General features: G+C 59.5%; 9 protein-coding genes. 5 read left to right on the forward strand and 4 right to left on the reverse strand.

From position 1 onward, the window contains the following. Positions 1-162: 162 nt before the first annotated feature. Complete coding sequence (locus ACA065_RS16460; protein ID WP_497690593.1) at positions 163-1308, forward strand: MalY/PatB family protein; 1146 nt, start codon at positions 163-165, stop codon at positions 1306-1308. Positions 1309-1352: 44 nt separating this feature from the next. Here ACA065_RS16460 and ACA065_RS16465 read toward each other — a convergent pair whose 3' ends face one another. Beyond that, positions 1353-5735, reverse strand: coding sequence for an Mcf1 protease effector domain-containing protein (locus tag ACA065_RS16465; RefSeq protein ID WP_497690594.1), 4383 nt, complete (start codon positions 5733-5735; stop codon positions 1353-1355). 317 nt (positions 5736-6052) lie between these two features. Between ACA065_RS16465 and ACA065_RS16470 the strand changes: the two genes are divergently transcribed. Then, the gene (locus ACA065_RS16470) at positions 6053-9400 is read left to right on the forward strand and encodes a hypothetical protein (RefSeq protein WP_497690595.1); all 3348 of its coding nucleotides are present in this window, start codon (positions 6053-6055) and stop codon (positions 9398-9400) included. A gap of 140 nt (positions 9401-9540) precedes the next feature. On the opposite strand, the gene ACA065_RS16475 is transcribed toward ACA065_RS16470, so the two are convergent. Continuing rightward, complete coding sequence (locus ACA065_RS16475) at positions 9541-9756, reverse strand: TOBE domain-containing protein (RefSeq protein WP_003173733.1); 216 nt, start codon at positions 9754-9756, stop codon at positions 9541-9543. 279 nt (positions 9757-10035) lie between these two features. On the opposite strand from ACA065_RS16475, the gene ACA065_RS16480 reads away from it, so the two are divergent. The 3 genes from ACA065_RS16480 to ACA065_RS16490 are packed head-to-tail and all read left to right on the forward strand — an operon-like array spanning position 10036 to position 12558. Then, a complete protein-coding gene (locus ACA065_RS16480; RefSeq protein ID WP_497690596.1) occupies positions 10036-11007 on the forward strand; it encodes an aliphatic sulfonate ABC transporter substrate-binding protein in 972 nt (323 codons plus the stop codon). 10 nt (positions 11008-11017) lie between these two features. Continuing rightward, positions 11018-11845: an ABC transporter permease gene (locus tag ACA065_RS16485; RefSeq protein ID WP_497690597.1), complete on the forward strand. Its 828-nt coding sequence runs from the start codon at positions 11018-11020 to the stop codon at positions 11843-11845. Then, complete coding sequence (locus tag ACA065_RS16490; protein ID WP_497690598.1) at positions 11842-12558, forward strand: ABC transporter ATP-binding protein; 717 nt, start codon at positions 11842-11844, stop codon at positions 12556-12558. The genes ACA065_RS16485 and ACA065_RS16490 overlap by 4 nt, the downstream gene beginning before the upstream one ends. Before the next feature lie 24 nt (positions 12559-12582). Here the strand turns inward: ACA065_RS16490 and ACA065_RS16495 are convergent, their stop codons facing one another. Then, entirely contained in the window at positions 12583-13503 is a 921-nt protein-coding gene (locus tag ACA065_RS16495) for a FecR domain-containing protein (protein ID WP_497690599.1), read from the reverse strand. Beyond that, positions 13500-14018 (reverse strand): sigma-70 family RNA polymerase sigma factor, encoded by a 519-nt coding sequence (locus ACA065_RS16500; RefSeq protein ID WP_497690600.1) that lies wholly within the window; start codon positions 14016-14018, stop codon positions 13500-13502. The genes ACA065_RS16495 and ACA065_RS16500 overlap by 4 nt, the downstream gene beginning before the upstream one ends. Positions 14019-14045 lie beyond the last annotated feature (27 nt).

The following is a 14045-nucleotide window of genomic DNA, read 5'->3' on the forward strand; positions in this document are numbered from 1 at the left end:
TTTCGTCTACGTGGGCGCGAGGACGCGCGGTGCAAAAGCGTTCGCTCGTGCCGTGGAGCACGCCCACCGGCAACTGCGCGCGGCAATCAGCGCTGGCCTATAAAAATAATGGCGCTAGAATCAGCGCCATTCTTGCGCCTGCCTTCCTGATACGAGCGTCCCATGAGCTTTGATTTCGACACGATCCACCCCCGCCTCGGCACCGGCAGCACCAAGTGGAACCGTTACCCGCAAGACGTCTTGCCGATGTGGATCGCCGACATGGATATCGCCGCGCCACCTGCCGTACTGCACGCCTTGCACGCGCGCCTCGACCAGCAGATTCTCGGCTACAGCGTCGCAGGGCCTGATGTGCGCGAGGCAATTGTCGCCGACCTGTGGGCCAAGTACGCCTGGCGCGTGCAGCCCGAAGAGCTGCTGTTTCTGCCCGGCGTCGAGCCTGGCTTCAATATGGCCTTGCATGCCTTTGTGCAGCCGGGCCAGCCGGTGGTGCTGCAAACCCCCAACTACCGGCCGATTCGCCTGGCGCCGGGGCACTGGAACCTGCCGCGTATCGAAGTGGCGTTCGAGCAGGTTGACGGTGAGTACCTCACACCGTTGCCCGCCATGCGCCAGGCGCTGACTGGCGCCGGCGCCCTGCTGCTGAGCAACCCGCACAACCCCATCGGCAAAGTCTTCCCACGCGAAGAACTGCTGGCGGTGGCCAACGCCTGCCTGGAAAACGGCGCGCTGATCATCAGCGACGAAATCCACGCCGAACTGTGCTTCGACGGCCGCCGCCACATCCCTACCGCCAGCCTCAGCGCAGAAATCGCCCAGCGCACCATCACCCTGATGTCGGCGAGCAAGGCCTACAACGTGGCCGGCTTGAAGACCTGCTTTGCCGTGGTGCAAAACGCCGAGGTGCGTGAGCGTTTCAATAACGCGCGCTGTGGCATGGTCGACAGCGTCAGCCCGTTGGGCCTGGAAGCTACCCGCGCCGCCTACGCGGAGTGCGGCGACTGGCTGGACGCGTTGGTGCAGTACCTGCAGGCCAACCGTGACTACTTGCTCAACGCCGTGCACACCCGTTTGCCCGGCGTGGTGATGCATGCACCTCAAGGCACCTTTCTGGCGTGGCTCGATTGCAGCGCGCTGGGCCTGGCTGACCCGCAGCAATTCTTCCTGGAACAGGCCAAGGTCGGCTTGAGCGCGGGGATCGAATTCGGTGATGACAGCCAGCAGTGTGTGCGCCTGAACTTCGGCTGCCCACGGGCGATGCTGGAAGAAGGGTTGCAGCGCATGGAACGCTGCCTGCAAAACCGCTGACACTGACGGGCACCTTTGCGGTGCCCATCAGCTCGCGGCACGCCTTAGTCTTTAGGCTTGACCTCAACCTTCATGCTATTGACCTGCACAACACGGTTGGATGAACCGGCCTGTCGCGGGGCACTGATCGTCATCATCACGCCGTCATTGGTGATGAATGTCGGCCGCGCGTTATCGTCTGGCGAGACATCGGAAAAAGCCTTCTTGATAATCAGAACCCGTGATTGATCAGAGGTATCACCCGCCAGCATTACCATCAGATTCCCCGACGGTAACAGGGTCCAGCCCGAGACTTGCGCAGCGCTATAGTCGAGCCTGATGATACTGTCGGCGGGGTCATCAATGGTCACGCTGCTATTGGCATGACTGGCCTGGTTAACCAGATAGGTATTGGCCCCTCCCTCACCGGTGACTTCAGCGCCGCCATTGATCACGACAAAGTTCGCGCCTTTTCCCGTAAAAACCGTGTCGAGCTTGCCATTGAGCGCGAACAGATTGTTCTGATCATCACCTTGAATAACGCTTAGCCCGTCCGCCACCGTAGTCACATCAGAAAATGCCTGGATATGGGCGATTTTTTTCAAGCCGTCCGTATCGACTTTATAGTCTCGGTCTCTCAACCGGACCGGGGTTCTGATCGAGACTGTATTGGTTTTTAAGTTGATGTGATGCCCCAAGTATTTGGTGGTTGTGTCCTGACCATTCTCTTTAACCGTGGTCGTTAAAGGCCCCGAAAAGATCAGTGTATTTCGACCCTGCCCGCCATCCAGTACGCTCGCGTGGGCATTGCTGTCTTGTTCTGGCGCTTGCTCCACCTGCTTGGCTTGCGCCTGTGTCTGGCGGGCGTCGGCGTTGAAGACGACCTTATCGTCCGCATCGCCGCCCTTGATCCCTTTTTTGCCACCGCCCATGACGAAATAGTTGGGTTTGCCCTTGATACCCTCCACCCAGTCACTGCCATCGCCCAAATCCCAGAATGTGGCTTTGTTCTGCCCTTGCTCGCCTTCTACCGTTTTGACCGGCTTTTGGTTCCAGGACGTGAGGTTGCTGGAAATATGATCCTTACCACCTGTTGCGGTCACCTCCGGCACCAGCCCTGGCGCCGGGATAAGGTTCAGCAGCCACGTGATGGGCGAATACCAAAGGGACGGTGTCAGCCCAACGCTTGCCGGAACCCTTTTGACCTCTACGTCGGTAGAGCCGATCACAACACGCTCAAAAAACTGTTTGCCTGGCCCCTTCAAAAAGTTCTCGTAGCGGGTCTGGTTACTTTCCTCATACGCCTTCGAATATTTGGCTTCCAGGTAGGGCTTCATGACATCGAAGCCTGGTTCAATCCCCAGGAAGAACTTCAGGCCACTACTGAATTTCTGCTGGCCGGTCAGCGGCGTTACGCCATCAATGTCCTCCACGCCACGCACCGCCGTATAAATCGCTTGCGCCGTCATTAATGTCGCCGCCACCGCCATCCCCACTCGGGATGAAGCCCCGCCGCGCGACATAAACGAAGCGCTCAAGGCAATCGACGTGACCGCACCGGCGACGGCCATCGCACCGTTGACATAGTGATCTTGAGCCTCTTTGCCCGTGGTTTTTCCGGCTTTGGTGAATGAATCGACTGCGGTGTAAATATCAAAAGGCACGCTCAACAGCGACCCGATTCCACCACCGGCCTTGCCGATCATTTTGCCGAGGCTGCTGGTCTTGAAGCCGGCAATGGAGGGTGCTTGACTGCTGATGATCTTTTGCGCCGCGCGGTTCAGGGCATATTCCGCACCGTCGCCCGCGAAATCCGCAACCACGGAGCCCAAATTAATGACCCCGGCCGTGGTCTCTCCACTCTCCAGGTTCTGGATGCCACTGCGCAGTTGATGGTAAGTAGAGAAGGATCGCATCCCCAGCCCTGCGGCGGTCGTCGCGCCGACCTTGCCAGGTGCTTCTGAGGAGAAGAAATCCGCAGGTAGCGGTTTGCCGCTGCTCTCCAACGCACGCAGCGCATCAGCGTGTTGAGTTATTTCATGGATAGGTTTTTGTAACGTCTCAGGCACCAGACCGCCATCCGCACGGCTGATCAAGGGCGCAGCTGCAGGGTTGCGATTGGCCGCCAACGCCTCGACAACATCGGCTATGCGCCCAGTCACATCATTCGACGCGGTTCTGCGATTGGCCGCAAAGCGGACGTAGTCAATCTGCACGGTGTTGGCGAGTGTGCGCCCCTGCGGGTCATTGGCCAGCGCGCTTTCAATCGGCTTGCCATTGAGCTCGGCACCCATTTTGTAAAGCTCGACACGACTGACTTCCACCTCACCGATTCGCAAGGCAGGCTGCGTATCATCAAGTAATTGCAGGCGCCTCACTTGCTCCTGGTCAATGGGTACCACAGTTGCGGCCGGTGGCGTGACGGTCACGGGCACCTGGGTAACGTCTGGTAACGGGAGAGTCTTGCGTATTGCCGTTTCGATTTGGCTGTTGAGTGCTCCATCGTAGAGACGGGCGGTGAATGCTTCCGCCATGAAGTCCCGTGAAGTTCTGGAGGCGCGCGGGCTGAGGTGACTACCGACGCCGCGAAACGGTTCGGTGTTGTTGAGCATCGCCAGGAACTCTTTGGAGTGGTTTTTGTAATAACTCACCATCCCCAGTTTGCCGGCGATTAACGCCGCGTGTTTCTGGGTAGAAGAGTCACCGCCACCCGATTGGGCCTCACGGCCAATGCGCTCGGCAACGGTGGTGTCAGCCGTGGCGGGAGCGGCAAAGAAATCGTCACCCATGACCAGAACCGGCGGTTCGCCTAAGCGCAACTGTGTTTCCGCTTGATCGCCGGGGTTGGCAATGACCACTCTGATCTTCTCACCCACCGCCGCTGCGGCGGCCGGATCACGCTGTGAGAGTTTCTTCAGTGCTGCGTCGACGGCATCGCTCACCGCTTTAATCCTGCTTGGGTCGGTGCTGCCATTACTTTTTATATCAACGGACTTGCCCTGAATGATCTCGGTCTTGAACTGCGTAGGTACACCGATTTTCTGCTCTGCCAACTTGGCACGGTCCGCCTCCATTCGCTCAAAGATAAACGGATAGTCGACCGGCGCCTCCGCCTCATTGATCACATTGAGCAACTTTTGCCCAAGTGTCTTCATGGCAGACATAAGCATGGAATTTGGATGGTCAGCCATAAAGTTCTTGACTGAGTCCAGCACGGCCAATGTTTGGTGATACTGCGCCATGCCATTACCCGCCTGCACATTGTCCAGCCCTTGCACCACCTGATTATATTGCTTTAAGGCAGCACTATCAGGGGCCGGGGTCTGAAGGCGGAAATCGTCCGACGTCGGCAGCCGTGAAGCATTGATTACCTTGACCGTATCGAGCCCGGACAAGGGCGCGCCGTACATAAACTTGATGCTATTGGTGTCGCCGGACACTTCAGGTATGTGGTTGCGATTAAACACGCTGACCAAGAACTGGGGGCCATTAGAGTAGCCTTTCAACGGCTGAATCAGATGCTGCAGCCGTTTATCGGTAAAGGCCTTTTTCAGCCCTTCTTCAAAGAGTTCGGCAGACGTAAACCGAGTAGGGCCGATATTCGGATCGCTATAGTAATACGTTCGGGTATCCCCCGGCCCCACGATCACGCCCGCCGTCAAGCGATGGCCTTCACTGCTGATCAGTAGTGTTTTTGTGGTGGGTGAATCTTTGAGCTGTGGGGCGATGCTAGTAAAGGGCGCAACTTTAACCGTTGCAGGATCATGCGCAATCCCACGGCTTTTGAGCTTGCCTTGGACCTGCGCAAGCGTCTGGAAAAACGCTTGGGACTCAGGGGCGTCCGGATCGACAGTCGCCTGGAAGATGTTCCCCAGGAAGATTTGATCTTTACCCTCTGCCACCGCTAATGAATGCAGATGTGAGAACCCTGCGCATTCTCCACCGGCCAATTGGTTGATAATGGAAAGGTAGTAACTTTGGGGATTGGAGGTCGTCGTCACGCCTATCTTGGTCATGATCGAGTTGTATAACGCTACGTTGTTACCCGCCCCCTTCCTGACGCGCTGTTCACTCAAGTACTGCAAGGCCCCCATTTGCTGCGGGTTAAGTCGGGTATCCAACGCAAGCCTCATAAGCGCCAATTGGCTCATTGATGCAGAATAGCCGGGCACATCCACAGACGCGGGTGCCTTATAGCCTAGCAAGTAATCGCTACCGGCAGCCCCGTGCTTGGCCTGTATGACTTTTGCTTGAAACATCGCGGGCACTTCCTCATCCGGTATGACATCACGAGGTGCGTCGCGGTCATCCCCCGTTACAGTCGATGTATCCCGGCGGGTGCGATTATGTTCAGAGGTATCCGGTTGTAAGTAAGACGCTTGGGAAGTGTCGCGAACAGGCACCACGGGGGGCGAGAACAGGGTTATTGCTGGAGAGGATATGTTCATTATTATTTCCGAAATATAAACTTACTAGTTTGAACTCATTGGCATATAGAGTCCCATCCCGAAACAGTACAAGTATAAAAACAGGGTAACGATCAGACTTATCCGCCGACACTCCGCTATCGTTTTACAAGGTGTTTTAGATCGGAAGTTTAATTTTAATACTGGCCGTTAAATCTTCGAGCGATGTGCAGGATTATTCATAATGAATCCCCCGCCGTGACTCACCGCATTTCACAACGTTTCGCAACGTGGGGCCCGCCTCGGCTGTTACTGTTTTTGCCTATCCGTCCCACCGGCAACAGCAGGAGTTCCATGGCATGGCGACCCAGCCTCTCGATCGCGCGTCCGACCCTAAAGCCCTTCCCAGCACGCCATCCAAATCGAGCGCCGCTTTTCACGTGCTGCTCAAGAACAGCGCCAACAAAAAAGTAGAATCCCAGGACAAGCCGCCATCGGGGCTCGATGCCAGCAAGAAGGACGGTTATGAACTTGCCGCCAAGGACGCCACGCCGCCGCCTGCCCTGTCCGACTACAAAGCCATCGGCCCGCCCGATGAAGTGGGCCCTGGGCTGATCCGCTATGAGACTCAGGACGGCAAAAAAGTCATCGTCAGCGAGCAGGACAGCCCGGAGCTGTTCAAGCAGGTCAGCGCCGATTTCAAATCGCTGACGGGCTTAGTCGCCAGTCAAAACGCTGGTTACCAAAGCCTCGGCGCGGATGGCAAGGCCCCGGAAAAACTCGCCGATTACAAATCCCTTGGCCCGCCCGATGAGACCGGCCCGGGCGTGATCCGCTACGAGACCCAGGACGGTACAAAGGTCGTCATCAGCCAGCGCGACAACCCCGAAGCCTTCCAGAAAGCCAAGGAAGACTACGAGAGCTTCAGCGGCCTATCGAGCAGCGAAGGCGCCGGCTACAAGCGCGCCAGCGACAATGAAGTGTGGCCGCCCTATGCCGGCACCACGGTCGGCCCTGAAGATGAAGTGGGCCCCGGCCTGATTCGCTTTGAAAGCAACGGCCAGAAAATGGTCGTAGCCCGTGACGATAACCCCAAGCTGTTCGACTACCTGGCGGGCCTGCACGCGGTCTACACCGACCCGGGCAAAAAAGCCGTGGTGGAAGGCGAGCTCAATAACGGTGCGGCGCTGGCCGACGCCAACACGCCGGTGCCCGGCCTGAACGACTACAAGACGTTCAGTTGGAACAACGACCAGAAAGACAGCATCCTCACCTACGAACTGCAGGATGGCACCAAAGTGGTAGTGTCTTCCGACATCAGCCCCGAACTGTTCAAGCGTGTGGCCACTGCCAATGACACCTGGGCCAAGATCCATACCAGCGAAGGCGAAGGTTACAAGCTGGCCGGGCCGAATGACTTCCTGAAAAACACCGACATCACCTTCGGCTCACCCGATGAACTGGGCGATGGCCTGATCCGCTATGAAACCAGCGAAGGCAAAGTGATCGTGTCCAAGGAGCTCAGCCCGCAGCTCTACGATGACGTCAAAGCCAAGTGGGACGCCTCCAGTGCCGGTGCGGTCGACGACACCCGCACCCAGCACAACTTGCCCAAGGCCGGCGACCTTGATGTGCTGAACATGGACACCGGCGTGCACGCCGATGAGAAAGACGACAAGTCGCCGACCCTCAGCGTCAGCGAGCTGGCCACCACCCAACTGATCGATACCTACCGCGCCGGCGTCAAGGACGGCTCAATTCCCAAGGACGACCCTCGGGCCAAGCTGGTGCGCGCGCTGGAAGCCCAGGCGGCCTATCAGAACGGCCACGGCATCACCGGCTACGAAGAAGCCAAGCGCCCGTTCAATACCACCTGGCGGGAGTTCGATGACAAGCAGACCGACCTGACCTCGGCCGACATGCACGACATCATCGATGGCAAGGCGGTGCAGGAGCAGATCGGCGAGTTGTTCAAAGACCCGACCGTGCAGGCCGACTACAAGTCGAAGATGGACGACGCCATCAACAAACTGCCGAACAAGGATGAGATCAAGCAGAAGCTGCTCGACCTCACGTCTAACCCGGATTACGTGCTGTACCTCAAGGACCTGCAAGACCACGGCAAGACCTCCGAGGCGCAAAAAGACCTCAGCGACACCCTCACCTCGCTGTCGCTGTTCGATCCGGAGGCCGCGAGCAAGGCTGCGCAGAATATCCAGGCCGACGGCTTGACCACCGACCTCAACGCGATCCTCTCGGACCCCAGCAAGATCTCCGACGAAAACAAGGCCCTGGCCACCAAGGATCTGTTCGGCCTGCTCAAGGGCGTGCTGAAAGGCACCTTGCTCGACCTGCCGCGCCGTACCCAGGAAACCCTGGAGAAATTCCTCAACGAAGGCCTGGAGGGCAAGGAAAAATCTGCCGGCGTTACCAAGGCGCTGGAAGAGCTCGGCGAGGTGTACAAGAACAACGGCGCCATCACTGAAGCCGACCTGAAAACCGCGCTGAGCAAACCCTATATCCCGGTGGCCGATCGCGGCATGCTCGGCGAGGTGTTCCACACCCTTAACAGCAAGGGCATCCTCGGTTCCCTTGGCGCCGGCGTGACCCTGTTCTCGGCGATTTACCAGTTGGTGGGCAAAGGCGGCAAGCTCGGCGAAACGCCAGCGCAGCGCATGTCCATCGCCAAGGACTTTTTGAGCTTTGCCGGTGGCTCCAGCCACTTTGTACGCCTGGGTGACAAGATCGGTGAGACCCTGGGCAAAGGTGGTCTGGTGGACTTCCTGGGGCTGGACAAAACCCTGCCTGAAATCTGGGGCAAGACCGGCCTGCAGGAGCCGAATTTTGAGTTTCGCGTCAGCGAAATGCCCCCCGATGTCAAAGCCAAGATCAGCAGCGCGCTGGATGCCGTGCCAGACAGTCAATACGACGGCATCTCGCAGATGTTCGGCGAGGGTGACAAAGCCGTCACCGAAGCCACCGAAGGCCTGGCGACGCACCTGGACGACGGCCTGGCCGCAGCAGGCGCGGCAAAGCTGGGCGCGTCCAAATCGGCGAAGATTGCAGGTTCAGTGATCAAGGTGCTCGGCCCGGCCACGGACATCGCCGGCGGGTTCGCCGATATTGTGTTGGGTGCATTGGCGATCAAAAGTGGGGTCGACAGCAAAGACCCGCTGGCCCAGGCAGCCGGTGGCCTGCAAGTGGCGGGCGGTGCCTTCGGCGCCTCGGCTGGCGTACTCGGCGCGGCGGCACTGTTTGGCGCGGGCACCGCGGCGGCATTGACTGGGCCGTTGTTTCTGGTGGGCGTGGTGTTGGCGGTGGTCGGCGGGATCATCGGCTACTTTGTCGACCACAACAAAAAGCAGAAGGCCACCGAGAAAGAAAACGACTGGTATCGCGACCTGGCGGGCGACGGCCTCCTGCAGGACAACTGGGCCGACAAAGTCGAATACGCCCACTACGAAATCCATCATTACCACGGCCGCGACACGCCGACCGATGACAGCATCTTTCGCTTCCAGCAGACGGAATGGGAGCACTTTGACCAGACGCCGCAAAAAGGTGGCTCGTCGAGTAATCGGCTGGATGGGAACTTGCACAAGCACTACGAAGACCCGAACACACCGCCCAAGAGCCTGCCCAGTGATGCGCCGCCGGACAAACCGCAGCCGCATCCACCGGGGGGTGGTGGGCCACGCCTCAACTGACTAATACGCAAAACCAAACGTGGGAGCGGGCTTGCTCGCGAATGCGGTGGTTCAGTCGACCTATTTATCGTCTGGCACTGCGCATTCGCGAGCAAGCCCGCTCCCACATGTTTGATTGGGCTCACAACTGGATTTGGGGTTTACAGCTTGGCAATCGACACTTCAGTCGACTTCACAAAGGCAATCACTTCGCTGCCCACTTTCAATTCCAGGTCACGCACCGAGCGCGTGGTGATCACCGACGTGACGATGCCGGACGCGGTTTGCACGTCGATCTCGGACACCACTTCGCCCAGCAGAATTTCCTTGATCACGCCCTTGAACTGGTTGCGCACGTTGATCGCTTTAATGGTCATGTCGGCTTTCCTTTTGGCTGTTGGGTCAATCCGCACGAATGCGCAGGCCCTCAAAATGCGCCATCCGAAAATATATTAAAAGGAATATATAACTCTTTATTTATTCGATACGGATATATGCGCACTGTTTGTCTGGCAACATCTGATCAACAAACTGCTCACACCTGTCACAGCACTATTGGCGTTAAACGCCCGTAAATACACCGGCGCGTCAGATGGCACAGAGACTGCACCTTCTCCTGTTATGCCTTCTCTCAACGCCTTGTCCGGAGCTGTTCCATGAAACCCTTCACCCAACGCTTACTGGGCGTCTGCGCCTTCGCTCTGTGCTTGCAGCCGCAGGCCTTCGCCGCCGAAACCGACCCCGCGAACGTCAACCTGGATTACGCCTACTACTCACCGGTCAGCCTGGTGCTCAAGCATTTCGGCTGGCTGGAACAAGCGCTGCCGCAAACCAAAGTTGGCTGGGTACTGAGCCAGGGCAGCAACCGCTCCCTGGAATACCTCAACAGTGGTGGCGTCGACTTCGCCTCCTCCGCCAGTTTGTCCGCCGTATTGAGCCGCGCCAATGGCAGCCCGATCAAATCGGTCTACGTGTATAGCCGTGCCGAGTGGACCGCCTTGGTCGTGCGCAAAGACTCGCCGCTCAAGAGCGTGACGGATCTGAAAGGCAAGAAAATCGCCGCCACCAAAGGCACCGACCCTTACCTGTTCACCCTGCGCAGCCTGCAAAAAGCCGGGCTGAAAAAAGATGACGTTGAGCTTGTACACCTGCAGCACCCGGACGGCCGCACCGCCCTGGAGAAAGGTGACGTGGACGCTTGGGCCGGCCTCGATCCGCACATGGCTGCCAGCGAAATCCAGGCCGGTTCGCGCCTGCTGTACCGCAACAAGGACTTCAACAGCTACGGCGTAGTCAGCGTCACCGAGCAGTACGCCAAGGAGCATCCGCAAACCATCACCAAAGTACTCGGCGCTTATGAAAAGGCCCGTGACTGGGCGGTGAAGCACCCGGACGAATTCGCCAAACTGCTCGCCGACGAATCCGGGCTGCCGCTGGAAGTGGCCAAGCTGCAACTGTCGCGCACCGACCTCAGCAGCCCGCTGCTGACCAGCAAGGATGTGGTGTCCTCCAAAGCCGCTGCGCCGATTCTGGTGTCTGAGGAATTAGTGCGCCGTGGCGTGAATGTGGATCAGGTGGTCGACCAATTGATCGATACCTCGTTCGGCCAAACCTTGCCGAAACAGTAAGGGGCGCGTGATGACCAGCAAAACCCAAATCGTGCCGCTTGCGGCGCCGTTGATCACCCACCGCAGTGCCTGGCCACGGCGGCTTAAAGGCCTGGTGTTGCCGGTGCTGATCCTGCTGGTGCTGGAGGTGGTCGTGCGTATCGGCTGGCTGCCGTCGTACCAGATGCCAGCGCCTAGCGAGATCGCCGTGACCCTCACTGACCTGGCTGAAGGCGCCTTGTGGAAACATATCAGCGCCAGCCTGTTGCGGGTGCTGGCGGGCTTCGCCATCGGCGCCAGCCTGGCACTGGTGTTTGCCGCCTGGGTGGGGCTTAGCCGCGAGGCCGAAGCTTATCTGGAGCCGACGTTTGCCGGGCTGCGCTCGATCCCGAGCCTGGCCTGGGTGCCGCTGTTGCTGCTGTGGCTGGGCATTGATGAAACCTCCAAGATCGTGCTGATTGCGATTGGCGCATTCTTCCCGGTGTACCTCAATGGCGTCGCGGCGATTCGCGATATCGACCGAAAACTGGTGGAAGTTGGGCAAATGTATGGTTTCAACCGGCGCCGGCTGGTGCGCAGGATACTGTTGCCCGCCGCCCTGCCCGGCCTGTTTACCGGTTTACGCAGTGGCCTGAGCCTGGCGTGGATGTTTTTGGTGGCAGCCGAGTTGATCGCGGCCACCAAGGGCTTGGGCTACTTGCTCAGTGACGGTCGGGAAACCTCGCGGCCCGACATCGTGTTGGCGGCAATCATCGTCTTGGCGCTGCTCGGCAAGGTCAGTGATGGCTTGCTCGCGGCCGTGGAGAAACGCAGCCTGGCCTGGCGTGACACGTTCAACGGCCAAGGTGCGCAGCCATGAGCATGCAGCCCTTACTGGAAATTCGCGTCGAGCGTAAAAGCTTCGCCAGCACCGCCGTGCTGACAGGTGTGCACCTGGCCTTGCAGCCGCGCGAAGCGGTGAGCCTGTTGGGGCCCAGTGGGTGTGGCAAAAGCACGTTGTTGCGCATCGTCGCCGGCCTGGAGAAGGACTTTCAAGGCGAACTGCGCAGCCCCGAAGGCCAAGTGGCGTTCGTGTTCCAGGAACCACGGCTGATGCCCTGGCTGACGGTGGAGCAGAACATCGGTTTCAGTGATGACGACCACTATGACCGGGCCTGGGTCGCCCAGTTGATTGAGGAAGTCGGCCTCAAGGGCTTCGCTCAGGCGCTGCCCAAGGCATTGTCCGGCGGCATGGCGCAACGCGTGGCCATCGCACGCGGCCTGTATTCGCGCCCGCAGGTGTTGCTGCTGGACGAGCCATTCAGCGCAGTGGATGCCTTCACCCGCATGAAGCTGCAGGACTTGCTGCTGCAACTGGCTGAGCACCATGCCATTGCGTTATTGCTGGTGACCCACGATGTGGACGAGGCACTGTACCTGAGTGATCGAGTGCTGGTGATGGGCAACCGGCCGAGCAGCATCCGCCAGGAAATTGCGGTGGAACTGCCTCACCCACGGGACCGGCGTGACCCGTTGCTGGCCCGGCTCAAGGCGCTGGCCTTGACCGAGCTGCAGCGGGCGCATGTGATCTAGAGGCAGATTGTCCTGTGGCGAGGGTCACGCCAAGGTGCGGCTCAATGTCACCCAATACCGCGTCCGCGCTCGCACCTCAAACCCCAGCGTCTGGGACAGCAGCGTCAGGATGCGGTCGGTGTCATCCAGGCGAAAGCTACCGGTAACGCGCAATGTTTCCAGGCTCGGGTCCCAGCGCAATACACCCGGGCGATAACGCTCCAATTCGCGCAAGAAATCCCCCAGTGGCTGGTTCTGTGCGGTCAATACGCCGTCACGCCAGCCCAGCTGCAGCACATCAAACGGCACCCAGGCGCCAAGCCCGGCGGTTCTTAAGGACGCTTGTTGGCCTGCCTGCAATCTCGCCAGTTGCCCACGCAGATCGCGCACCTGCACCGCACCCTCGATCACCGACACCAGGCACCCGGCCGCCAATTGCCGCACACACACCTGCGCCTGGCTGACCTGAACCTCGCCATAGCGGGTTTTTACCGTCATCGACGCCGAACCTGGCACATTCACCGCCAGCTCACCGTCCACCAACGTGATACGCCGCTGTGCAAGATCGACATCCACCGCCGTGGCGGTGTTGAGTTGCAAGCGGCTGCCATCGGCCAACGGCAGGCGCCTGCGCTCGCCAGTGGCCGTGTGCACGTCGGCCCGCCATGCCTCGATGGGCAGCTGACGGCTGATCAGCCAGGCGGTCGGCACCAACGCCGCGACCCCCAAGGCACGCTTTAAGATTGCACGCCGCCCCGGTTGCGGGCGGTCAAGGCTGGCCATGGCCAAGGCTTGGGGCAAGTCGCTGAAACGCTGACGCAGGGACTGGGCTTTCTGCCAGGTCTGCTCGTGCTGGGGATGGCTGTCGCGCCACTGCTGCAAGGCGGCGTGATCACGCTCAGTGGCCGCGCCGGACTCCAGCAACGCCAACCACTGGGCGGCAGCACGTGCAACATCGCGGCTCACAGGTCGACCAGCAAGCAGTGTTCGTAGGCTTGCGCCATGTAGCGTTTTACCGTGCGCTCAGAGACGTCGAGCCGTTCGGCGATCTCGCGATAACCCAGGCCTTCCAGCTGGCTCCACAGAAATGCGCGGCGCACCAACACCGGTAAACCGTCGAGCAACTCATCCAACGCCTGCAGGGTTTCCAGTACCAGCCAGCGTTGCTCCGGCGACGGCACACACGCCTGCGGCAGGTTGGCCAAGGCATTCAAGTACGCCTGCTCGAGACTGCGCCGCTGATGAAAGTTGACCAGCAAGCGCTTGCCGACCGTTACCAGATACGCCCGCGGCTCCTGCATCTGCGCAATCGGCTGGGCGCTGGCCAGCACGCGCAGGAAGGTATCCTGGCTCAGGTCCGCTGCGTCCCAAGCATTGCCCAGGCGCCGCCGCAGCCAGCTTTCGAGCCAGCTGCGGTGGTCGCGGTACAAACTCGACATGGTGAGTTCGGCGGCGTGGGTCGAAACAACGGCATCATTCATGGCAAGCGACCTGCGCAGCGCGAGTGA

It is taken from the genome of Pseudomonas sp. LBUM1640 (assembly GCF_059716225.1).

Coding starts and splice junctions, on each gene's coding strand:
- ACA065_RS16470 (WP_497690595.1), top strand. CDS start 6,053: ATGGCGACCCAGCCTCTCGATCGCGCGTCCGACCCTAAAGCCCTTCCC.
- ACA065_RS16490 (WP_497690598.1), top strand. CDS start 11,842: ATGAGCATGCAGCCCTTACTGGAAATTCGCGTCGAGCGTAAAAGCTTC.
- ACA065_RS16460 (WP_497690593.1), top strand. CDS start 163: ATGAGCTTTGATTTCGACACGATCCACCCCCGCCTCGGCACCGGCAGC.
- ACA065_RS16500 (WP_497690600.1), bottom strand. CDS start 14,018: ATGAATGATGCCGTTGTTTCGACCCACGCCGCCGAACTCACCATGTCG.
- ACA065_RS16480 (WP_497690596.1), top strand. CDS start 10,036: ATGAAACCCTTCACCCAACGCTTACTGGGCGTCTGCGCCTTCGCTCTG.
- ACA065_RS16485 (WP_497690597.1), top strand. CDS start 11,018: ATGACCAGCAAAACCCAAATCGTGCCGCTTGCGGCGCCGTTGATCACC.
- ACA065_RS16465 (WP_497690594.1), bottom strand. CDS start 5,735: ATGAACATATCCTCTCCAGCAATAACCCTGTTCTCGCCCCCCGTGGTG.
- ACA065_RS16475 (WP_003173733.1), bottom strand. CDS start 9,756: ATGACCATTAAAGCGATCAACGTGCGCAACCAGTTCAAGGGCGTGATC.